This is a genomic window from Thermomonas sp. (genome assembly GCF_023953935.1).
GTDB lineage: Bacteria > Pseudomonadota > Gammaproteobacteria > Xanthomonadales > Xanthomonadaceae > Thermomonas.
Window position 1 is genome coordinate 78,836 of the sequence record NZ_JAMLIW010000005.1, and the last position, 23,840, is coordinate 102,675.

13 protein-coding genes are annotated in these 23,840 nt (G+C 66.7%); 7 read left to right on the forward strand and 6 right to left on the reverse strand.

Annotation, left to right across the window (positions count from 1 at the left end; all coding sequences use genetic code 11):
* The first annotated feature begins 61 nt into the window (after positions 1 to 61).
* The gene (gene polA / locus M9902_RS07195; RefSeq protein WP_297221853.1) at positions 62 to 2,806 is read left to right on the forward strand and encodes a DNA polymerase I; all 2,745 of its coding nucleotides are present in this window, start codon (positions 62 to 64) and stop codon (positions 2,804 to 2,806) included.
* A 403-nt stretch (positions 2,807 to 3,209) separates the two neighbouring features.
* On the opposite strand, the gene M9902_RS07200 is transcribed toward polA, so the two are convergent.
* The 6 genes from M9902_RS07200 to M9902_RS07225 all read right to left on the reverse strand — a co-directional run bounded on the left by M9902_RS07200 (position 3,210) and on the right by M9902_RS07225 (position 17,014).
* A complete protein-coding gene (locus M9902_RS07200) occupies positions 3,210 to 7,643 on the reverse strand; it encodes a hypothetical protein (RefSeq protein WP_297221855.1) in 4,434 nt (1,477 codons plus the stop codon).
* A gap of 334 nt (positions 7,644 to 7,977) precedes the next feature.
* Positions 7,978 to 9,705, reverse strand: a complete 1,728-nt coding sequence (locus M9902_RS07205; RefSeq protein WP_297170346.1) for a M4 family metallopeptidase — start codon at positions 9,703 to 9,705, stop codon at positions 7,978 to 7,980.
* 19 nt (positions 9,706 to 9,724) lie between these two features.
* A complete protein-coding gene (locus tag M9902_RS07210; protein WP_297221857.1) occupies positions 9,725 to 10,297 on the reverse strand; it encodes a hypothetical protein in 573 nt (190 codons plus the stop codon).
* Positions 10,294 to 10,770: a hypothetical protein gene (locus M9902_RS07215; protein ID WP_297221859.1), complete on the reverse strand. Its 477-nt coding sequence runs from the start codon at positions 10,768 to 10,770 to the stop codon at positions 10,294 to 10,296. The genes M9902_RS07210 and M9902_RS07215 overlap by 4 nt, the downstream gene beginning before the upstream one ends.
* Positions 10,767 to 11,993 (reverse strand): TIGR03032 family protein, encoded by a 1,227-nt coding sequence (locus M9902_RS07220; RefSeq protein ID WP_297221861.1) that lies wholly within the window; start codon positions 11,991 to 11,993, stop codon positions 10,767 to 10,769. The genes M9902_RS07215 and M9902_RS07220 overlap by 4 nt, the downstream gene beginning before the upstream one ends.
* Positions 11,994 to 12,061: 68 nt before the next feature.
* Complete coding sequence (locus tag M9902_RS07225) at positions 12,062 to 17,014, reverse strand: hypothetical protein (protein WP_297221863.1); 4,953 nt, start codon at positions 17,012 to 17,014, stop codon at positions 12,062 to 12,064.
* A gap of 350 nt (positions 17,015 to 17,364) precedes the next feature.
* On the opposite strand from M9902_RS07225, the gene M9902_RS07230 reads away from it, so the two are divergent.
* From M9902_RS07230 to M9902_RS07255, 6 genes are all read left to right on the forward strand, one after another.
* Positions 17,365 to 17,886 carry a c-type cytochrome gene (locus M9902_RS07230; protein ID WP_297221865.1) on the forward strand — a complete coding sequence of 174 codons (522 nt, stop codon included), beginning with the start codon at positions 17,365 to 17,367 and terminating at the stop codon, positions 17,884 to 17,886.
* A 351-nt stretch (positions 17,887 to 18,237) separates the two neighbouring features.
* Complete coding sequence (locus tag M9902_RS07235; protein ID WP_297221867.1) at positions 18,238 to 18,912, forward strand: alpha/beta fold hydrolase; 675 nt, start codon at positions 18,238 to 18,240, stop codon at positions 18,910 to 18,912.
* Positions 18,909 to 20,009 (forward strand): cell division protein ZapE, encoded by a 1,101-nt coding sequence (gene zapE / locus M9902_RS07240; RefSeq protein ID WP_297170409.1) that lies wholly within the window; start codon positions 18,909 to 18,911, stop codon positions 20,007 to 20,009. Before M9902_RS07235 ends, zapE begins: the two co-directional genes overlap by 4 nt.
* The gene (gene queF / locus M9902_RS07245) at positions 20,006 to 20,827 is read left to right on the forward strand and encodes an NADPH-dependent 7-cyano-7-deazaguanine reductase QueF (RefSeq protein WP_297221870.1); all 822 of its coding nucleotides are present in this window, start codon (positions 20,006 to 20,008) and stop codon (positions 20,825 to 20,827) included. The genes zapE and queF overlap by 4 nt, the downstream gene beginning before the upstream one ends.
* A 4-nt stretch (positions 20,828 to 20,831) precedes the next feature.
* Positions 20,832 to 21,413 carry a hypothetical protein gene (locus M9902_RS07250; RefSeq protein WP_297221872.1) on the forward strand — a complete coding sequence of 194 codons (582 nt, stop codon included), beginning with the start codon at positions 20,832 to 20,834 and terminating at the stop codon, positions 21,411 to 21,413.
* Between the two features lie 78 nt (positions 21,414 to 21,491).
* Complete coding sequence (locus tag M9902_RS07255; protein ID WP_297221874.1) at positions 21,492 to 23,714, forward strand: NADP-dependent isocitrate dehydrogenase; 2,223 nt, start codon at positions 21,492 to 21,494, stop codon at positions 23,712 to 23,714.
* Positions 23,715 to 23,840 lie beyond the last annotated feature (126 nt).

Genomic DNA, 23,840 nt, shown 5'->3' on the forward strand with positions numbered 1-23,840 from the left:
CGGCTTTGCCCGCAATTCCCTAGAATCGATCCATGAGGATCACCGCACCGAACATCGCCGCATGAACCGCCTCGTCCTGATCGACGGCTCGTCCTACCTGTACCGCGCCTTCCACGCGCTGCCGCCGCTGAGCAATGCCGACGGCGAGCCGACCGGCGCGCTGTTCGGAGTGGTCAACATGCTGCGCGCGCACCTGAAGGAAGCGCCCGAGCACATCGCCTTCGTCATCGACGCGCCGGGAAAGACCTTCCGCGACGATTTGTATCCACAGTACAAGGCCAACCGTCCACCGATGCCCGACGACCTGCGCGCGCAGGTCGAACCGATGCTGGCGCTGGTCGAAGCGCTGGGCATCCCGATCCTGCGCGTGCCCGGTGTCGAGGCCGACGACGTGATCGGCACGCTGGCCCTGCAGGGCGCGGCGGCCGGCATCGATGTCACCATTTCCACAGGCGACAAGGACTTTGCCCAGCTGGTGCGCCCCGGCGTGCGGCTGGTCAACACCATGACCGGCAGCCGGATGGATTCGGATGCGGCGGTGCAGGAAAAGTATGGCGTGCGCGCCGAGCAGATCGTCGATTTCCTCGCCCTGATGGGCGACAAGGTCGACAACGTCCCCGGCGTGGAAAAATGCGGGGAAAAGACGGCGGCGAAATGGCTGGCCGAATACGCCAGCCTCGACGGCGTCATCGCCCACGCCGACGACTTCAAGGGCAAGATCGGCGAACACCTGCGCGCGGCGCTGCCGCGGCTGCCGCTCAACCGCACGCTGGTGACGATCAAGACCGACGTGGCGCTGCCACAAGGACCGACACAGCTCGTACTGCGACCCGCCGACCGCGACGCGCTGCGCGCGCTGTATTCCCGCTACGGCTTCCAGCAGGCGCTGCGCGAGCTGGACAACCCGCACGCTGGCCGTGGCGCCAACGGGAAGCCGCCGACGAGCCGGATCGAGCATCCCGCTGCCGCCCCTGCCCTCAACCCCGCGCTGGCCGCACCCGGCGACTACGAAACCGTGCTCACGCCGGCGCAACTGGCGGCGTGGGTCGAACGCCTCGACGCCGCCGCCGAATTCGCCTTCGACACCGAAACCGATTCCCTAGACCCGCTGCGCGCCAATCTGGTCGGCCTGAGCCTGAGCGTCGAGCCCGGCCGGGCGTGCTACATCCCGCTGGCGCATGTCTATCCTGACGCGCCCAAGCAGCTCGAACGCGACGCGGTGCTGGCCGCGCTGCGCCCGCTGCTGGAAGCCCCCGGCAAGCGCAAGCTGGCGCAGAACGGCAAGTACGACATCCACGTGCTGCACCGCTACGCCATCGCGGTGGCCGGCTACGCCGACGACACCCTGCTGCAAGGCTTCGTGCTCGACGCCGGGCTGGCGCGCAACGATCTGGATTCGCTGGCCAAGCGCCACCTCGGCTACGACACCCTGCGCTACGAGGACGTGGCCGGCAAGGGCGCCAAGGCGATTCCGTTTACCAGCGTGTCCGTCGAAGAGGCCACCCGCTATTCCGGCGAGGATGCCGATATCACCTTGCGCCTGCACCGCACCCTGCGACCGCGCCTCGAAGCCGAACCGGCGCTGCTGTCGGTGTACCGCGACATCGAAATGCCGCTGGTGCCGGTGCTGGCGCGGGTGGAGGAAAACGGCGTGCTGATCGACGTGGCCGAGCTGCGCCGGCAGTCGGCCGATCTGTCGCGGCGGATGCTGGCCGCGCAGCAGCAGGCGTATGCCCTGGCCGGGCGCAGCTTCAACCTGGATTCGCCCAAGCAGCTGGGCGCGTTGCTGTTCGACGAACTGAAGCTGCCGGCGCGGGTGAAAACGCCCGGCGGCGCGCCCTCGACCAACGAGGAGGCGCTGGAAGCGATCGCCGACCAGCACGAACTGCCGCGGCTGATCCTCGACTACCGCGGCCTGGCCAAGCTGCGCAGCACCTACACCGACAAGCTGCCGGAGATGGTCAATCCCGCCACCGGCCGCGTCCACACCAGCTACCACCAGGTCGGCGCGGCGACCGGGCGGCTGTCCTCGTCCGACCCCAACCTGCAGAACATCCCCACCCGCAGCGAAGACGGCCGCCGCATCCGCACCGCCTTCATCGCGCCGCCCGGACGCAAGCTGGTGGCCTTCGACTATTCGCAGGTCGAATTGCGGATCATGGCCCACCTGTCCGGCGACGCGGCCCTGCTGCGCGCCTTCGCGCACGGCGACGACATCCACCGCGCCACCGCCGCCGAGGTGTTCGGCAAACCCATCGCCGAGGTCAGCAGCAGCGAACGGCGCGCCGCCAAGGCCATCAACTTCGGCCTGATGTACGGCATGGGCGCGTTCGGGCTGGCGCGCCAGCTCGGGGTTTCGCGCACCGACGCGCAGGACTACATCGCGCTGTATTTCAGCCGCTATCCCGGCGTCCATGAATTCATGGAGCGCACCCGCCGTCAGGTCCGCGAGCACGGCTTTGTGGAAACCGTGTTCGGACGCCGGCTCAACCTCGACGCCATCCATTCCCGCAGCGCCGCCCAGCGCGCCGGCGCCGAGCGCGCCGCGATCAACGCACCGATGCAGGGCACCGCCGCCGACATCATCAAGCGAGCCATGGTGTCCGTCGACGGCTGGCTGGCTGACCACCGGGCGCGGGCGCTGATGATCATGCAGGTGCACGATGAGCTGGTATTCGAAGTCGATGCCGATTTCGTTCCGGAGCTGGTGGCGGCAGTCACCACGCGGATGCAAGCGGCGGCCGAGTTGCGGGTGCCGCTGGTGGTGGATTCTGGCGCGGGTGACAACTGGGACGAGGCGCATTGAGCCGCGTGACGGGCATCGCAAATCCGGAAACCGTGACTTCGTTCACATGCATTTCGCAGCGCGAGCGCTGACGCGGGCTGGCCGGCAAAATGCAATGAATGCATCCTGAATCGTTATGTAAAAACAGCGAATTCTTCACGAACCATCCATGCTTGACGTGGTCTCATTACCCGTGACAGGTGCAACGCCTGTTGCAGATCACTACCCCTCCCCTGGTGTGATCGACTGGAAGGAACAGGCCCTCCCCAACCTGCCTTCCCCCCCCAGCCCCACGGTCTTCCCCAGGCCGTGGGGTTTTTATTTCTGCCGTCGCACGGACGCATCTACGGCGCGAGCCTGAAGCCAAGCCAACAAAAAGGCCCGGCAGTGCCGGGCCTTTCTGCATTGCGATGGAACGGTTGGATTACCAGGAGTAGCGGAACGAGGCCTGGCCGCCCAGCACGCTGTCGTAGCTGCCACCGTCGGTCCAGTTGCCGCCGATCGTGAAGCCGAACCCGCCGCGCTCCACGCCCACGCCAAACTCGGCCATGAACGCGCTGCCGTTCACCCACGTGTCACCGTGGAACACCCCGCCAATGGTGTACTCGCTCGCACCGCGCGAGTTGTGCACCCAGTTCAGCGAGCCGTACGGCGTCCAGCGGAAGTCACCGCTCTCGATCTGCGTGTTGAAGTCCACGCCCACCCGACCGCGGTTGTAGTGACCGCCGCCCAGCACCAGATTCGCATACTGGCCATGGTAGGCGTCGATCTCATCCACCTGCGTCCAGGTGTACTGGATCTGCGGCACGATGTTGATGTTGCCCACCTTGAACTCGTAGCCGCCTTCCAGGCTCACCGCGTTGGTGTGCACGCGCGACTGCAGGACGCCGCCGACCGAGGTCGAGTACACGTCCGCCGCCATCTTCCGCGCCGTCAGGTCCACGTACCAGCCATTGGGCACATACCAGGTCAGGTACATGCCGAAGGTCATGCCGTCCATCCGGTTGGTGCCCACGCCCGGGTTGTCCAGACGCTGGCGCGAGTCCGCGTTGCCCAGCACCACGCCCGCGTGCAGGTTGCTCCACAGGTTCGCGTTCACGCCCACCTCGGTGCCCCAGCTCGCCTGACGGTAGTCGAAGTTCCCGCCCTGGCCGAAGTTGTGCGCGTTGTGGCCCGGGTTCACGTCGCCGGTCTCGGTGTAGTAGCGCACGTACGCGCTCATCACCTTGCCCGCGTCGCCGTACGGGTTCACGCCCAGACGCTGGCGGAACGTGCCCACCTGCGCGTTCATGAAGTTCGCCGCACCCTGCGCCGTCAGCGCCGCGATCGAACCGGTGTCGTTCAGGCCGTTCACGTCCAGATTGATCGAGAACACGTCATCCACCGTGTTGGTGGCGTCGATCGCGCTGCTGATCGTCAGGTCCACGTCGATGAAGTTCAGCGGGTAGTTGTAGTTCAGCAGGGTGCCCGGGGCGAAGTTGCTCGCCACCGAGTTGCCGGTGATCCACGCAAACGGGATCGTCATGTGCTGGGTGATCGGGAACATCGGGAAGTTCACGTTCACCGTCTGCACCGCGTTTGCCGTCATGTCACCGATCACGTACAGGCTGTCCGCCGTCAGCGCCACCTGGTTCACGTCGATGTTCAGCGAACCCACGCCGCCCAGCACCGGACCCACGGTCAGGGCGTCGTTCACGTGGTTGTCCACCATGTCGATGGTGCCGTTGTTGGTCACCGTGCCGTTCACGCCCGCATCGATGTAGTTGAACAGGCCGTTGGCGAACACCGTGCCGCCGTTCACGAACGCATTGATGCCCGCACCCATGGCGATCGTGCCCGTGTTCAGGTGAACTTCGCCGCCGGCCACGGTGAGGAACGTGTCATCGCCGTCGCCGAAGCCGATCGCCGCCTGGCTGACGATGACATCGCCCGCGTTGCGCAGGTAGTCATTGCCCAGACCGAAGTCGCTGGTGTAGGTGCCGCTGGCATCCCACACGCCGGTCGCGTTGTTGTAGAACGCATCGTCGCCGTCGAACAGATTGATCGCGCCGGTGATCGTGCCGCTGTTGTTGATGGTGTTGATCACGTTCGAGCCGTACACCGCCCAAGCCTGACCGTCCGGACCGAACGCCTGGATGGTGCCGCCGGCCGCGTTGTTCAGCGTGCTGGTGCCCAGCGGGGCTTCCATCTTGACCGCCGCCGCGAAGGTGCCAAGCACGTCCATCGTCGCCGTGATGTCGCCGCTGTTGTTCACCACCACGTCGCCAACGGCCGAGTAGGCGTTGACGCCGTAGGCGTAGTTGTAGGCCGAGACCGCGATGTTGCCGCCGTTGCTCACCGTGGTGTCGCCGCCGGCCGAACGCGCGTCGATGCCGTAGGAAACGAAGTAGGAGCTCGCCGTGATGTCGCCGCTGCTGGTCACGGTGGTGCCGCCGGCGCCGGTCGAACTGGCGAAGATGCCGTTGCCGTACTTGGCGCCACCGTCAGCGGTGATGGTGCCGCTGTTGTCGACCACCACCGTATCGCCCAGCGCCACGATGCCGTAGGCCTTGTCGCCGTACAGCGGCGCCGTCGATGCCGGGAAGCTCGTCGCCGTGATGTCGCCGGCGTTGGTGACGGTCGTCGTCCCCGTCGGCGCATTGGCGAAGATGCCGAACGCATACTTGCCGCCCGATTCGGCCAGGATGTCGCCGCTCGCCGCATTGGTCACGGTGACGTCGCCCACGCCCGCGTAGGCCGCGATGCCGTACGCGCGGCCCGCATCGCTGTGCGCGGTGATGCCGCCGGAGTTGCCCACGGTGACGTTGCCCATCACGGAGTACGCATCCACGCCGTGGCTGTAATACCCCGTTGCAAGCACGGTGCCGCTGTTGGTCACCGCGACGTCGCCGGCGGCCTGCGCCCAGATGGCCTTCGCGTAGTTGTTGGCCGAGGTGGCGGTGATCGCGCCGCTGTTGCTCACCGTGGCGTTGCCCGCCGCGGCAAAGGCGTCGATGCCGATCGCGTAGTAAGCGCCGATGCCAAGGTAAGTGCTGGTGGCGTCGATGGTGCCGGCGTTGGTGACGATGGCATCGCCGTCCGCCGAGTTCGCCAGAATGCCCAGACCCTGGTAGTAGGCCGTGCTGTCGATGCTGCCGGTGGCGGTGTTGGTGACGGTGACGTCGCCGTAGCCAGCGGCGCGGACGCCGTAGGAATAGTAATAGCCGGTCGCGGTGATGGCGCCCGAGTTGGTGACGTTCACGGTGCCGACAGCGCCAAGCAGACCATTGAGCGTGTCGACGCCGAAGGCGTTGTCGGCCGTCACGGTGATGGCGCCGCTGTTGGTGACATCCACGGTGCCGGCGAGGGTGTTGACCACCGCGTACAGGCCGATGGCTTCGCCACCGAAGCCGTTGACGCTGACGTCGATGTCGCCGCTGTTGTCGATCGCCGCGCTGTCCACGCCGTAGACCTGGATGCCGCCGCCGAACATGCCGGCGGCGTTGCTGGTGGCGGTGATGTCACCCGAGTTGGTGACGCTGACATCCGTGCCGTAGGCGAAGATGCCCTCGACCAGACCGCCGCCCAGCGAATCGACGGTGATGTCGCCGCTGTTGTCCACCGTCGCGTCGGTGGCCGCCGAGGCGTAAATGCCCAGCGCGCTGCCGGCACCGCCGGTCTGCGCGCTCAGCGCGCCGGAGTTGGTGATCGTCACCTCATCAAGCAGGCTGTAGCCATGGATCGCGGTGGCGTTGCCGCCAAAGCTGTAGGAATCGATCGCGCCGCTGTTGTCGATGGTGACGGTAGCGGAAACCGAATAGGCGTAGATGCCCCGCGAGTAGGTATTGAAGGAATAGGTGTCGATCGCGCCGCTGTTGGTGACGGTGGCATCGCCATCGGCGTAGACATTGATGCCGATGGAGGCACCACCGGCGTCGGTGCTGATGGCCGCATCGTTGGTGACGGTGGCGTTGCCAAGCAAGGAGGTGGCCGTCAAGCCATACGCAACACCAAGTAAGCCGAAGGAATCGATGGCGCCGGTGTTGGTGATGGTCACATCGCCCAGGCCGAGGCCGAAGATGCCCTGCGCATTGCCCAACCCAGTCGCATCGATCGCGCCGCTGTTGGTGATGGTCTGGTCGCCCAGGCTGGCCGAATAAATCCCGGTCGCGGAGTTGTTGTTGGACGTTGCCGTGATGTCGCCGTTGTTGACGACGGTCGAACCACCGGCGCCGCTGTACAGGTACATGCCGTAGGCCCAGTTGACCGCGGTGGCACTGATATCGCCATCGTTGTCGATCATGATCGAACCGTTGTACGCCTTGCCGACGATGCCGATGGCCGAGCCGCCGCCGGTATTGGTGGTGACGAGGTCGGCGCTGTTGGTGATGCTCAGGTCGGCATAGGCATTGGCATAGATGTTGAACGCGTTGCCCGAGGTGGCATTGGCGGTGAGATCCCCGCTGTTGGTAATGGTGACGTCACCCGGCTGGCTGCCGGAAACACCCGTACTGACAACCAGGATATTGATCGGCCAAGCACCGCTGTCATTCTGCGCCGTGCTGTTGTTGAGCACGATGTCACCCGGCTGGATGATCGGCGGGATCGCGGTCGGCGTCACCGTCGCCACGAGACCTTGCCCCTGCGGCACCAACGACAGATCCTGCACGGCCGCAAAATCGATCGCGGCGCGCTGCAGCTGCAGCGCATGTGCGACCGGCACCTTGTGAGCGGCGGCCGCGGCGGTGCCGCTGGTGGCGCCCAGCGCCAGGGTCAGCGCCGAGGCGGCCAGCACCGAGCGCACGGCGCGGGTCATGGCGGATTGCTTGATGGTGCGGGCAGCCTTGGCCGACCGCGTGACGTTCCGGTTGTCGTTCATCTGTATCACCCACTCCTGATTGTTGTGTCTTCGTGAAGACCGGCAGAACACCTGCATCGGCCTGGCCAGCTAAATCCAGCGGAACGCAAACCCCCTAGAGACACGCTCCCGTCGCCATTGTTCAATGGACCTGTGCGCGTTGTCAAATTTTTCTGTGCGCGGTGTTAAATTCCTCTTAAGGCAGCGCTGGGGAAATTCGCGTTGCCGGACGGCGCCCGCGCTCCAAGCCTGCTCCTCAAGCCTGCTTCCCAAACGAACGGCCCGCTCGCGCGGGCCGTTCGTTTGCTTGACCGCCAATCCCGCCCTGAATGCTGCCGGGGCGGGCGGGTGTTTCTCAGCGGCGACGCTGCGGCAACGGCTGCTGCACAACCGGGGCGGCGTTCACGTTCACGGCCGCCCACGCCGCATTGACGGCGTTGTACTCCGCCGAACCCGCGCCATACAGCGTGGACGCAGCGGCCAGCGTGCCGGTGCGTGCCTGCGCATAGTTGGTGCTGGAGGTGAACTGGGTGGTCAGGGCCACATACCAGATCGCGGCGGCCTTGTCCTTGCCGATCCCGGTCAGCCCGATGTTGCCGTTGCACACCAACGAGGACGGGGTCAGGTTGGCCCAAGTGCCGGCGCCGAAGCCCGCCGGAACCACCGCGCCTTCCGCCAGCAGGTAGAAGAAGTGGTTGGCCACGCCGGAGCTGTAGTGCACGTCGAGGCTGCCCAGCGAGCCGCTGTAGCAGTCCGGGGAGTACGTGGAACCGTACTTGCTGTCCAGGCTCGGCTTGAACATCCAGCGGATGGCTTCGGACATGGTGGAGTTGTTCGGGAACAGCTCCTCGCCCATCACGTAGTCGCCCGGATCGGACGCGTTGTTGGCGTAGAACTCGACCATGGTGCCGAAGATGTCGGAGGTGGCTTCATTCAGGCCGCCCGATTCACCCGAGTAGGTGAGGTTGGCCGTGCGGCTGGTGACACCGTGCGACATTTCATGGCCGGCCACGTCGAGCGACACCAGCGGATAGATGGTCGCGCCGTTGTCGCCATCGCCGAAGGTCATGCAGTAGCAGCCGTCGCTCCAGAACGCGTTGCCGTAGTTGTTGCCGTAGTGCACGCGGCTGATCGCGCCGGTGCCGATGCCGTCGATGCCGTTGCGGCTGTGCTTGTTCTTGTAGTAGTCCCAGGTCATGGCGATGCCGTAGTGGGCATCGACGGCGACGGTGGCGCGATTGCTGAGCGTGCCGCTGCCCCAGGCGTTGTCGGCATCGGTGAACACGTCACCCATGCTGTTGCCGGTCTTGTTGTTCATGTCGTGGGTGGCGTTGTAGCCGGCCGAGCTGCCGCGGGTGCGGTCGACCATCTGGTAGAAGCTGCCGCAGTTGGTGGTGCCGATGGTCACGCTGCCCAGGAACAGGGACGCGCCGGTCCCGGTTGCTGCCGCCGGTGAAGTGCAGGTGCCGCCGCCTTGGCGGCCCGGGCCCGGACGCGCGGCGCCGGTGGAAGCGGTGCGGTTGGTGTGGATGTCATCCCAGCGATCCAGGATCTTGCCGCTGTTGGCATCGACGATGTAGTGCATGCGGGTCGGGGTCTGGTCCTGCTTGATCCCTTCGTAGACCACGTCGTGCGCAAGCACCGGGGTGGCGCCACGGGCGTAGATCACCATCCGCGAGGTCGGGACGCCGCTGAAGCGCATGCCGAACTTCGCGCCGGCTTCGACGATCGCCTGGTCGGCGCTGATGCGCGGGGTCAGGTTCGGGCGCGCGGCGCTTTGCAGGGTCTGGCTGACGCCGGTCAGCTGGCCGTTGCGCGAATGCATGATGAAATCGCCGCCGAGCACCGGCAGGCCGTTCCAGGTGCGGTCATAGCGGACGTGCTCGGTGCCAAGGCGGTCGACGACCACGTCGCGGACGACGAAACGATCGCCGGCATTGCTGTGCAGAATGGCTGGCTGCGCGCTGACGAGCGCATTGGCGCGGTTGACGATATCGGCGCGGTTGCCGTTGGCGGCCTGGGCCGGAGCAAAGGCAAGGGCGGAGGCAATGGCAAGACCCAACAGACTGGCTTGAAGCTTCATGGTGCGTTCTCCGTGTTGATCAGCCCGACTGTTGTTGCGCCGGGAGTGACTGGTTGGTGTTCCTGCGCACACCGCCGTGCCCGGGGGCAACGGCGATTTGCGCCGGCGTTTGCAGCATAGCATCGGCAAAGTAGGAAACGTACAGCCCTTTCCCACGTGGCGAATAACCGATGAAGGTGGCATCGAAGGTCGGCTCGTAGGCATGCGGATACGCCTTGCCCAGTTTGCCGTTTTCGATCTCGAACAGCAGGCCCAGACTCTCGGGGCGTTCCAGCCCGCGATTGAAGTCCTGCAGAATTTGCCTGGATTCCCGCACCATCGGCAGGAACGCTTCCCGCCCCCGCTGCGAGCGTGCGATGTAGATCCGGTAGTAGTACATGGGCTGGCGCAGGCGCGGCAGCACCTTCACGATGGCCGTGGCCACGCCGGCCAGCGCGCCGTCTTGGTCACGCAGCACGCAAATGGCCTGATCCGCGCGCTTGCGCGCTTCGTCCTCGTTGGGGATGGCCTGCTGCTCGCGCCAGAACTCGACCAGTTCCTGTTCCAGCGCCGGGGTCACCTGTTTCCAGACGGTGGCGATATTGGCGTTCACCGGCGATTTTGCCCCGCAGCCGGCGTCTGCCCTTGCGCCTTGGGCGCCAGCGCCTCGACCAGCTTCAGGTATTCGTTGAACTCGAGCTTGCCGTTGCCATTGGCGTCGAAGCGCGACAGCGGCGGGGCGTTGCGTCCGGCCTGCTTGATCAGCAGCAGGTTGCCGTATTCATTCGGATCGACGGCGCTGTTGTGATTGGCGTCGATGGTGGTGAACTGGCGACGCAGGTTGCGGACCGTCTGGAGGGCTTCCTGCGTCTGCCGGAACCCCTGCTGGAATTCCTGCAGGGACAGCTGGCCATCGCCATTCTTGTCCCAGGCGCGGAAAGTGCGGGTGGCTTCATCGACCTGCGGCTGCGCCGGTGCGGCGTTGGCGGGGCGTGCCGGGGCCGCCGGGCGGGTCTGCGCGCTGGCAGCGGGCGCCGCGAGCAGGGCACCGCCGACGATGGCGGTCATGGCAAGGATGCGAATCATGCGGCAGGGGCCTCCACGGGCAGGCTGGACTCGAAAGTGATCAGGTCGCGAATTTCGGCGGTGCGCAGACCGATCATCATCGGGTTCTTGACGTTGGGCAGGAAGCTGATGTCGAAGATCTCGGTGATGTCGCCATCCAGGCGGATCCAGTTCAGCACGTCGCCATTGGTCAGGGAAATGATCTGCACCCCGCACCAGGGTTCCGAATCCCGCTTCTTCAGTTCTTCATCCAGCTGCAAGCCTTCGAAACGCTGGTTGCGCGGCTTGGACAGCCCCACCGCCGCGACGTTGCCGATGATCGACAGGCCGCGGGCAAAGCCCGGGACGAAGGCGTGCGGGACGAAGGCCTTTTTCTCGAAATCGACCCAGCCCAGGTAGCCGGTCCCGGCGTTGAGCAGCCACAGCTTGCCGTCGTGCCAGCGCGGCGAGTGCGGCATCGACAGGCCTTCGCAGACGATTTCATCGGTGCTGACGTCGATGACGATGCCGCCGTCACTGCGACGCTCGCGCCAACCGTCGACGGTATCGCTCTTGCACACCGCCGTCACGTATTTCGGCTCGCCGTCGACCATCGCCAGGCCGTTGAGGTGGCAGCGGTCTTCCGGCGCCAGCTTGCTGATGAAAGTCGGCTTCCAGATTGCCTTGAAGCTGTGGGTGGGGTCGAGCTCGGCGAGGCAGGAATACTTGGTGTTGACGAACACCACGCGGCCATTCTTGCGGATGCCCAGCTCGTGAATGTCGACATCGCCGATGGTCTGCGCGTTGCGCGGCACATAGCACTTGTCGTACTGGCCGTGGATGACCTCGTTGGAACGCAGCACGTTCTCGAAGCGCCACAGCTGGTACAGACCGCCCAGATAGATGCGCTGGGCGTTGCCGATCACGCCCATGGCGCGCTCGAAGATGCGCTCGAAGAACGAGACGCGTCCCTTGGCATCGGAGCCGACCAGATAGATCCGGCCCGACTGGTACGAGGTGATCGCCAGCGACAGACGGTTCTGCGCCAGCCAGCCGGCCAGGCTGCGCGAGCAGCTCCGCTCGACCTTGAACTGGGTCAGGTCCTTCGGCTTTTGCTGCCCCTGTGGCGCCGGCTGCCCGGCCGCCGCTTCCGCGGCTGGCGGCGCGTCCGCCGGACCCGCCACCGCTTCCAATCCCGTTTCCGAATCCGGCGCGTCCTTGCTGGACTCGACGCCGGGGTCTTTCTGCTTTTTGTCTTTGGCCACTTGTAATCCAGACTGCTTGGGAACAACGGGGCCCGGCGTCATCCGCCGGGCCCCGACACTTCTATCGATTACCAGGAGTAGCGGAACGAGGCCTGGCCGCCCAGCACGCTGTCGTAGCTGCCACCGTCGGTCCAGTTGCCGCCGATCGTGAAGCCGAACCCGCCGCGCTCCACGCCCACGCCAAACTCGGCCATGAACGCGCTGCCGTTCACCCACGTGTCACCGTGGAACACCCCGCCAATGGTGTACTCGCTCGCACCGCGCGAGTTGTGCACCCAGTTCAGCGAGCCGTACGGCGTCCAGCGGAAGTCACCGCTCTCGATCTGCGTGTTGAAGTCCACGCCCACCCGACCGCGGTTGTAGTGACCGCCGCCCAGCACCAGATTCGCATACTGGCCATGGTAGGCGTCGATCTCATCCACCTGCGTCCAGGTGTACTGGATCTGCGGCACGATGTTGATGTTGCCCACCTTGAACTCGTAGCCGCCTTCCAGGCTCACCGCGTTGGTGTGCACGCGCGACTGCAGGACGCCGCCGACCGAGGTCGAGTACACGTCCGCCGCCATCTTCCGCGCCGTCAGGTCCACGTACCAGCCATTGGGCACATACCAGGTCAGGTACATGCCGAAGGTCATGCCGTCCATCCGGTTGGTGCCCACGCCCGGGTTGTCCAGACGCTGGCGCGAGTCCGCGTTGCCCAGCACCACGCCCGCGTGCAGGTTGCTCCACAGGTTCGCGTTCACGCCCACCTCGGTGCCCCAGCTCGCCTGACGGTAGTCGAAGTTCCCGCCCTGGCCGAAGTTGTGCGCGTTGTGGCCCGGGTTCACGTCGCCGGTCTCGGTGTAGTAGCGCACGTACGCGCTCATCACCTTGCCCGCGTCGCCGTACGGGTTCACGCCCAGACGCTGGCGGAACGTGCCCACCTGCGCGTTCATGAAGTTCGCCGCACCCTGCGCCGTCAGCGCCGCGATCGAACCGGTGTCGTTCAGGCCGTTCACGTCCAGATTGATCGAGAACACGTCATCCACCGTGTTGGTGGCGTCGATCGCGCTGCTGATCGTCAGGTCCACGTCGATGAAGTTCAGCGGGTAGTTGTAGTTCAGCAGGGTGCCCGGGGCGAAGTTGCTCGCCACCGAGTTGCCGGTGATCCACGCAAACGGGATCGTCATGTGCTGGGTGATCGGGAACATCGGGAAGTTCACGTTCACCGTCTGCACCGCGTTTGCCGTCATGTCACCGATCACGTACAGGCTGTCCGCCGTCAGCGCCACCTGGTTCACGTCGATGTTCAGCGAACCCACGCCGCCCAGCACCGGACCCACGGTCAGGGCGTCGTTCACGTGGTTGTCCACCATGTCGATGGTGCCGTTGTTGGTCACCGTGCCGTTCACGCCCGCATCGATGTAGTTGAACAGGCCGTTGGCGAACACCGTGCCGCCGTTCACGAACGCATTGATGCCCGCACCCATGGCGATCGTGCCCGTGTTCAGGTGAACTTCGCCGCCGGCCACGGTGAGGAACGTGTCATCGCCGTCGCCGAAGCCGATCGCCGCCTGGCTGACGATGACATCGCCCGCGTTGCGCAGGTAGTCATTGCCCAGACCGAAGTCGCTGGTGTAGGTGCCGCTGGCATCCCACACGCCGGTCGCGTTGTTGTAGAACGCATCGTCGCCGTCGAACAGATTGATCGCGCCGGTGATCGTGCCGCTGTTGTTGATGGTGTTGATCACGTTCGAGCCGTACACCGCCCAAGCCTGACCGTCCGGACCGAACGCCTGGATGGTGCCGCCGGCCGCGTTGTTCAGCGTGCTGGTGCCCAGCGGGGCTTCCATCTTGACCGCCGCCGCGAAGGTGCCAAGCACGTCCATCGTCGCCGTGATGTCGCCGCTGTTGTTCACCACCACGTCGCCAACGGCCGAGTAGGCGTTGACGCCGTAGGCGTAGTTGTAGGCCGAGACCGCGATGTTGCCGCCGTTGCTCACCGTGGTGTCGCCGCCGGCCGAACGCGCGTCGATGCCGTAGGAAACGAAGTAGGAGCTCGCCGTGATGTCGCCGCTGCTGGTCACGGTGGTGCCGCCGGCGCCGGTCGAACTGGCGAAGATGCCGTTGCCGTACTTGGCGCCACCGTCAGCGGTGATGGTGCCGCTGTTGTCGACCACCACCGTATCGCCCAGCGCCACGATGCCGTAGGCCTTGTCGCCGTACAGCGGCGCCGTCGATGCCGGGAAGCTCGTCGCCGTGATGTCGCCGGCGTTGGTGACGGTCGTCGTCCCCGTCGGCGCATTGGCGAAGATGCCGAACGCATACTTGCCGCCCGATTCGGCCAGGATGTCGCCGCTCGCCGCATTGGTCACGGTGACGTCGCCCACGCCCGCGTAGGCCGCGATGCCGTACGCGCGGCCCGCATCGCTGTGCGCGGTGATGCCGCCGGAGTTGCCCACGGTGACGTTGCCCATCACGGAGTACGCATCCACGCCGTGGCTGTAATACCCCGTTGCAAGCACGGTGCCGCTGTTGGTCACCGCGACGTCGCCGGCGGCCTGCGCCCAGATGGCCTTCGCGTAGTTGTTGGCCGAGGTGGCGGTGATCGCGCCGCTGTTGCTCACCGTGGCGTTGCCCGCCGCGGCAAAGGCGTCGATGCCGATCGCGTAGTAAGCGCCGATGCCAAGGTAAGTGCTGGTGGCGTCGATGGTGCCGGCGTTGGTGACGATGGCATCGCCGTCCGCCGAGTTCGCCAGAATGCCCAGACCCTGGTAGTAGGCCGTGCTGTCGATGCTGCCGGTGGCGGTGTTGGTGACGGTGACGTCGCCGTAGCCAGCGGCGCGGACGCCGTAGGAATAGTAATAGCCGGTCGCGGTGATGGCGCCCGAGTTGGTGACGTTCACGGTGCCGACAGCGCCAAGCAGACCATTGAGCGTGTCGACGCCGAAGGCGTTGTCGGCCGTCACGGTGATGGCGCCGCTGTTGGTGACATCCACGGTGCCGGCGAGGGTGTTGACCACCGCGTACAGGCCGATGGCTTCGCCACCGAAGCCGTTGACGCTGACGTCGATGTCGCCGCTGTTGTCGATCGCCGCGCTGTCCACGCCGTAGACCTGGATGCCGCCGCCGAACATGCCGGCGGCGTTGCTGGTGGCGGTGATGTCACCCGAGTTGGTGACGCTGACATCCGTGCCGTAGGCGAAGATGCCCTCGACCAGACCGCCGCCCAGCGAATCGACGGTGATGTCGCCGCTGTTGTCCACCGTCGCCGTGGTCGCCGCCGAGGCATAAATGCCCAGCGCGCTGCCGGCACCGCCGGTCTCCGCGCTCAGCGCGCCGGAGTTGGTGATCGTCACCTCATCAAGCAGGCTGTAGCCGTGGATCGCGGTGGCGTCGCCGCCGAAGCTGTAGGAATCGATGTCGCCGCTGTTGTCGATGACGAGCGTGTCGGCATCGCCGAAGATGCCGCGCGAATAGTTGGTGTCGGCCGTGGTTGTGATGGTGCCGGCATTGGTGACATCGACGGTATCGCCGATGGCATAGATGCCGAACGCAACGTCATCCGCGTTTGCCGTGATATCGCTGGTGGTTGTGGTGGTGACCACCACGTCCGCGCCGGCCGCCAGGATACCGACACCCACGCCGCCATCGCTGTTGATCTCGCCCGAGTTGTTCACGGTCACCGCATCAGCGACCGCATAGATGCCCATGGCAGCGCCCGCCGGCGCAATGGCGCCGATGTAGCCGGCGTTGGTGACACTGACGCTGCCCGTGTTGCTCGCGGCCAAGATGCCGTATGCACCCGAGAAGCCATAGGCGTACACATAGTCGTTGTTGGTGACGCTGACATTGCCGGCGCCGCTCTGGGCGATGATGCCGTAGCCGCTATAGAGCCAAGCTTCGGCACGGATGCGCTCGTCGTTGACGACGCTGACGTCGCCGGCACCCGACTGTGCGATCACGCCCGCGGTGTTGCCGAATTTCGAGTAGGTGTCGATCGTGCCGCTGTTGGTGACTGTCACGTCACCGACGCTGTAAGCTTGTACGCCGATGGCGTTTTTGTTGTAACTGTAGGCCGAGATGTCACCGCTGTTGGTGACATTCACGTCGCCGCCGAGGCTGACTGCATAGACGCCGATGGCGTCGTATTTGTAGCTCTTGGCGTCGATCAAGCCGCTGTTGGTGACCCCCGCGTCGCCGTTGACGCTGTAGGCATACACGCCGGTGGCGTCGTATTTGTAGCTGTAGACCGTGATGTCGCCGCTGTTGCCGACGTTCACGTCGCCGTTGATGCTGACGCCACTGACGCCGGTGGCGTCGTAATAATAGCTCTCGGAATCGATCGTGCCGCTGTTGGTGACCCCCACGTCGCCGTTGAGGCTGTAGGCATAGATGCCGTAGGCATTTCCGTAGCGCGCGTAGCTGATGATTTCACCGCTGTTGGTGACGTCAACGCCATCGCTGCCAATCGCCCAGATGCCAAAAGCATTCGCATTGCCGGTGCCGCCATACGAGTACGCACCGATATGGCCCTGGTTGTCGATGGTGATGCTGCCGGTGGGTGCAGCGACAACCAGGCCGCCCGCGTAGTAGTCACCGCCAAATGTCTTGCCGGTCAAATCACTCGTGGCATCGAGGGTGATGTCGGCATCGCCGCCGACATTGGCGTAAATGGCGGCGACGTCATCCGCGGCGGAAGATGCGCTGTAGATGCCGCTCACCGTCGTGGTCAGATCGCCCGGGGTGGATTTGTCGTCGCCGGTGACGAGCGACATCACCGGCGCGCCGAGGGTCTGGGCACCTTGCGGAATCAACGTCAGATCCTGCACGGCCGCGAAATCGATCGCGGCGCGCTGTAGCTGCAGCGCGTGTGCGACCGGCACCTTGTGCGCGGCGGCCGCGGCGGTGCCGCTGGTGGCGCCCAGCGCCAGAGTCAGCGCCGAGGCGGCCAGCACCGAGCGCACGGCGCGGGTCATGGCGGATTGCTTGATGGTGCGGGCAGTCTTGGCCGACCGCGTGACGTTCCGGTTGTCGTTCATGTGTCCCTCTGCTCCTCGATGTGAAAGTGCACTGTTGGCGGCCGACCCCCGGCGCGCGCCGGAACCCAACCAAGATCAAGCTCATCCAAAAGCTCGCAGACACGCGCCCAATGAGGCGCGGCCCCTCCCCTGCCTGCCATTTACGCCGTAAATGGTGATGCCTGTCAACTTCGCAATACGCAGTCGGTCCCTGAAACCGGCCACGGGCGGCGCAAGCAGGCCGAACACCATCGCAGTGCCGTGCAGGCTTCGGAAAAGCTGAATACGGGCCACCCTCGACCTGCGCGGGCCGGTTCTGGAATAATCGGGCAGGCCAAGGCCGCTGTCGGCCACGATCCCAGGGGTATTCCGTGCGCGCGCTCGATCTCGTTTTCCTGAAGAAGTTCTCCATCCTCATCGCGTTTCTGGTCGCAGTGGGGGTCGGGCTGGCGCTGTTCGCGCACTACCTGAATGGAAAGAAGGTCTACCCGGCCGATCCCGGCGCGGTGCGCAGCACGCTGGACCGGATCGCGCCGGAGGGCGCGGTTTACGCCGGCGCCACCGGCGCGGCGCAGCAAGCCGCGGCCGCCGCGGCTGAACAAGCCGCCGCCACGGCCAACGTGCCGTTTGGTGGCAGCACCGACGGCGCGATGATCTTCAATGACGGCCCCTGCACCGCCTGCCACACCGGCGGCGTCGGCGGCGCGCCCAAGCTCGACGCGGCCGGGATCGGCGCGCGGGTGGCCGCGCAGGGCCTGGACGAGCTGATCAAGAAGGCCATCGCCGGCTTCACCGGCACGACCGGCACCATGCCGGCGCGCGGCGGCAACGCCGCCCTGACCGACGAGCAGATGAAGGCTGCGGTGGAATACATGGTGGCGCAGAGCAAGTAGGAGCGCACCGAGGCCGCAAGCCGAGGGGCGCGATCGGAACGCTTCGCGCTGCCCCTCATCCTGCCCCCGCCTTCGCGGGGGCAGGCTCTGCGGCCACCTCACTTCGTGCCCGGCCTTCGCGCACAGCGCTCCGGCGTTCATCGTCGCGCGAACCGGTGGTTCGCAAGCGCTCCTCTTCACCCCCGCGAGCGGGGAGAAGGGAAAGACGGAAGCGCTGGGCGGGCGCTTGTCTCCCTCGCCCCATTGCAGGTGGCACGCAGCGCCGGGTGGGGGCGCTCTTGCGCCGATGCCACGCCTCGGCCAGCGCATGGCTTGCCATCGCCCTGACCCCGCCTCTGGCAGAATCGGCCCATGAGTGCAGTCAATGCCCCAGCGACGGATGGCACCGAACCGCTTGTCATCCCCGGCCCGGCCGGCCGCATCGAGGCCGCGCTGACGCCGGCGCCGGCGCCAGCACAGAACGTGTTGGCGATCGTCTGCCATCCGCTGCCGACCGAAGGCGGCACCATGCACAACAAGGTGGTGACGATGACCGCGCGCGCGCTGCGCGAATCGGGGGTGGCGACGCTGCGCTTCAATTTCCGCGGGGTGGGTGGTTCGGAAGGTCACTTCGATGAAGGCCGCGGCGAACTGGACGATCTGCGGGCGGTGGCGCGCTGGGCGCGCGAACGCCATCCCGACCACGCGCTGTGGCTGGCCGGGTTCAGCTTCGGGGCCTGGATCGCGCTGCGGGCGGCGGCGGAACTGGGGGCGGCGGCGCTGATCACGATTGCGCCGCCGGTGGGGCGCAGCTGGGCGTTCGAGGGCATCGCGCTGCCAACCGTGCCGTGGCTGCTGCTTCAGGGCGATGTCGATGAGATCGTCGATCCCGCGGCGGTGCGGCAGTGGGCGGCGGCGCTGCCGAAGCCGCCGCAGCTGGTCGAGATCGAAGGGGCCAGCCATTTCTTCCATCGCAAGCTGATGGACCTGCGCGGCGCGGTCAAGAATGGCGTCCGCGGCTGGCTGCCGGCGCCGCCTTCGGCATGAGCGCAGCGGCGCTTCCTTCGCAACGCTACATCGAGGGCGTGGCGCGCGGCGACTGGCAGGACGACCCGGCCCAGCGCGCGGCGCTGGCGGCGCTGGATCGCATCCATACCGAACTGCTGGCGGCCCCGCCCGCGCCCGGGCGGCTGCGCCGGCTGCTGGGCGCGCATCCTCCGGAGCCGGTGCGCGGGCTGTATCTGTGGGGTGGGGTCGGGCGCGGCAAGACCTTCCTGATCGACCTGTTCTACGCCGGGCTGCCGCTGGCGAAGAAACGCCGCACCCACTTCCACCGCTTCATGCGTGAGGTGAATGCGGGGCTGCGCGCGCACGCCGACCAGACCGATCCGCTGGCGCTGATCGCCCGTGAATGGCGCAAGACCCTGCAGGTGCTGGTGCTGGACGAATTCTTCGTGATCGACATCGGCGACGCCATGCTGCTGGCGCGGCTGCTGGAACGGCTGTTCGCCGAGGGCGTGACGCTGGTGACCAGCTCGAACTCGGCGCCGGCGGACTTGTACAAGGACGGCCTGCAGCGGGCGCGTTTCCTGCCCGCGATCGATCTGATCCAGCAGCGCTGCCAGGTGCTGGAACTGGTGAGCGCCACCGACTACCGACTGCGGGCGCTGACCCGCTCGCCGGTCTACCGTGCGCCGCTGGATGTGCAGTCCGAGGACTGGCTGGCGCAGCGCTGGCACGAACTGGGCGGCGATGCCGCGCATCGCGACGCCGGGATCATGATCGAGGGCCGGCGGATCCCGGTGCGGGCGCGCAGCGCCGGGCTGTGCTGGTTCGATTTCGACGCCCTGTGCGAAGGCCCGCGCGGCAGCGCCGACTACATCGAGATCGCCAGCGAGTTCCACACCGTGCTGCTGGGCGGCATCCCGCGTCTGGACGCCAGCCGCGACGACGCGGCGCGGCGTTTCGTCAACCTGATCGACGAGCTTTACGACCGCCACGTCAAACTGGTGTGTACCGCGCAGGCCGCGCCAATGGCACTGTATGCCGGCGAGCGGATTGCCGGCGCGTTCGAGCGCACCGCCTCGCGCCTGATCGAAATGCAGTCCACCGATTACCTGACCAAGGCCCACCACGGCTCATGAACGCCGGCATTGGCATCCCTTCTCCGCTCGGCCGTGAGGTTGCTTACCCGACCCGCTACGACCCCGGCCTGCTGTGCCCGATTCCGCGCCAGGTCGGCCGGGCGGCGCTGGGGCTGGCGCAAGACGCGGCGCTGCCGTTCGTCGGCCATGACCGCTGGCAGGCCTGGGAGCTGTCGTGGCTGGATGCGCGCGGTAAGCCGCAGGTGGCGACGGCCACGCTGTGGGTGCCGGCCGATTCGCCCCGCCTGATCGAATCCAAATCGCTCAAGCTGTATCTCAACTCGCTCAACGCCGCGCGCTTCGTGGATGCCCAAGCGCTGCGGGCGCGGATCGAAACCGACCTGACGGCGACGGCGGGCGCGCCGGTGGCGCTGGCGTTCGGGACACCGACGCCGGACGCCGCTGCGGCAGGCGAGAGCATCGACTCGCTGGATATCGCCATCGACCGCTACGGGCCGCCGGACCCGGCGCTGCTGTCCGCCGCTGGCGCCGTGGTGGAAGAAACCCTGTGCAGCGCCCTGCTCAAGTCCAACTGCCCGGTGACGGGGCAACCGGACTGGGCCGATCTGTGCCTGCACTATCGCGGGCCGAGAATCGACCGCTCCGGGTTGCTGCGCTATCTGGTCAGCTTCCGCGAGCACGCCGAATTCCACGAGCAGTGCGTCGAGCGCATCTTCATCGACGTGCGGGCGCGCTGCGCGCCGCTGTGGCTGGCGGTGGAAGCGTGCTACACCCGGCGCGGTGGCCTCGACATCAACCCGTGGCGGGCCACGCCCGGCACGCCGCCGCCGCCGCCGCGGCGAGCGCAGCGGCAGTAGCGCGATGCGACGCATCGTCGGAGCGGGCTGCGGAATCGCGCTGGCGCTGCTGCTGGGCGGCTGCCGCCAGCCGACGCCGACGCCGACACCGACCGCGACCGAACCGGCGCCGCCTGCCGCCAGCGCCACCGTCGCCACGCCCGACCTGGCGCCGCACATCACCGGAGTGGACCTGGGCAACGCGCTCGGCCCCGACCAGCGGGTGCTGCGGCCGCTGCTGGCCTTCGCGCCCGGCGACACCCTGTACGCATCGGTTGCCTACGCCGGGCGGGACCTCACCGCGGCGCACAGGGTCGGCGTGAAATGGAGCTTCGGCCCGACCGAACAGCCGGTGCTGGCGGAATCGAAGATGCTGGCCTTCACCGCGCCCGGCGTGACGGCATTTGCGCTGCGCAAGCCGGACGGCTGGCCGGCCGGCATCTACCGGCTGCAGGTGCTGCTGGACGGCGCGCTGGCCCAGACCCGGCAATTCGAGATCGTGGCACCCCCCGCGCCGCCGCAGGCCCCCGCTGCGCCAACGCCCGCCCCGGTGCCCGCCGCGCCGCAGGCCACCCCGGCGTCGGCGGCGACCGCCACCAGCCGCTGAAGCCCGCCGCCTGCGCCGCGTTTTCCCGTCGCCGCGGATGCGCGACAATGGCGGACTTTCCCGCCCGCGCGAGCCGCCATGTCCAAGATCCTCTACACCCTGACCGACGAAGCGCCGTACCTGGCCACCGCCTCGTTCCTGCCGATCGTGCAGGCCTACGCGAAGACGGCGGGGGTGGCGGTGGAGACGCGCGACATCTCGCTGGCGGCGCGGATCCTGGCGCAATTCCCCGACCTGCTGGGCGACAAGGCGGTGCCCGACGACTTGCGCGAACTGGGCGCGCTGGCGAAAACGCCGGACGCCAACATCATCAAGCTGCCCAACATCAGCGCGTCGATGCCGCAATTGCAGGCGGCGATCCAGGAGCTGCAGGACGAGGGCTACCCGCTGCCGGATTACCCCGACGCGCCGGTGGGTGAAACCGACAAGGACATCAAGGCGCGCTACGACCGGGTCAAGGGCAGCGCGGTGAACCCGGTGCTGCGCGAGGGCAATTCCGACCGCCGTGCGCCCAAGGCGGTGAAGGCCTACGCGAAGAAGCATCCGCACCGGATGGCGCCGTGGAGCCCGGCGTCGAAGACCCACGTCGCGCACATGGACTACGGCGATTTCTACGGCAGCGAGCAGTCCTATACGCTGGCCAACCCGAGCACGATCCGGATCGAGTTCGTCAGCGCCACCGGCAGCACCTTCCCGCTGCGCGCGCCGCTGCAAGTGCAGGCCGGCGAGGTGATCGACGCCACCGCGCTCAGCGCCAAGGCGCTGGCCGATTTCATCGATGCCCAGATCGAGGACGCCAAGCGCGAAGGCGTGCTGTTCTCGCTGCACCTGAAGGCGACGATGATGAAGGTCTCCGACCCGATCATGTTCGGGATCGCGGTCAGCCGCTTCTATGCGCCGGTGCTGGACAAGCACCCCAAGACCATCGCCGAATTGGGCTTTGACCCCAACAACGGCATCGGCGACCTGTACGCCAGGCTGGGCCAGCTGCCGGAGGCCAAACGCGCCGAGATCGAGGCCGATATCGACGCGCTGTACCGCGAACGGCCGGCGCTGGCGATGGTCAATTCCGACAAGGGCATCACCAACCTGCACGTGCCGTCCGACGTGATCGTGGACGCCTCGATGCCGGCCATGATCCGCGACGGCGGCAAGATGTGGAATGCCAAGGGCGAACTGCAGGACGTGAAAGCGGTACTGCCGGACCGCAACTACGCCGACATCTACCAGGTGGTCATCGACGACTGCAAGCAGCACGGCGCGTTCGACCCGGCCACGATGGGCAGCGTGCCCAATGTCGGCCTGATGGCGCAGGCGGCCGAGGAATACGGCAGCCACGACAAGACCTTCAAGATCAGCGGCGACGGGCTGGTGCGGGTGGTCGACGAACAAGGCACGGTGATGCTGCAGCACAAGGTCCGTGCCGGCGATGTCTGGCGCATGTGCCAGACCAAGGACGCGCCGATCCGCGACTGGGTGAAGCTGGCGGTGAGCCGCGCCCGCCTGTCGAACACGCCGGTGGTGTTCTGGCTGGATCCGCAGCGCGACCACGACCGCGGCTTGATCGCCAAGGTCGCGCTCTATCTCAATGACCACGACACCAATGGTCTCGACATCCGCATCCTCAGCCCCGAGGAGGCGATGCGCCACACCCTCAAGCGCGTGCGCGCCGGGCAGGACACCATCTCCGCCACCGGCAACGTGCTGCGCGACTACCTCACCGACCTGTTCCCGATCCTCGAGCTCGGCACCAGCGCCAAGATGCTGTCGATCGTGCCGCTGATGGCCGGCGGCGGCCTGTTCGAAACCGGCGCCGGCGGCAGCGCGCCCAAGCACGTCCAGCAGTTCCTTGCCGAAGACTACCTGCGCTGGGATTCGCTGGGCGAGTTCCTGGCGCTGGCGGCCTCGTTCGAACACCTGGCCAACGTCAGCGGCAACGCCGCCGCGCAGGTGCTGGCCGATGCGCTGGATGCAGCCAATTCGCAGTTCCTCGACAACGACCGTTCGCCCGGCCGCAAACTCGGCACCATCGACAATCGCGGCAGCCATTTCTACGTGGCGCTGTATTGGGCACAGGCGCTGGCGGCACAGACCGCCGACGCGGCGCTGGCGGCCAATTTCGCGCCGCTGGCAAAGGCGCTGGCCGACAACGAGACGAAGATCGTCGAAGAGCTCATCAACGTGCAGGGCAAGCCGGTGGACATTGGCGGCTACTACCATCCGGACAATGCCAAGTTGGCGGCGGCGATGCGGCCTTCGCCCACGCTCAACGCGGCGCTGGCGGGCTTGGCGAACAGCTGAGCACGCACCGCCTGGTGCAGTCGGCGGCACCGAAAGGCACCGCCATCCTCGCGGAGGATGCGTCTTCCCCGCGGTGGCTGTTGCCGTCATTCCCGCGTGCGCGGGAACGACGGGCGGATGCGGATT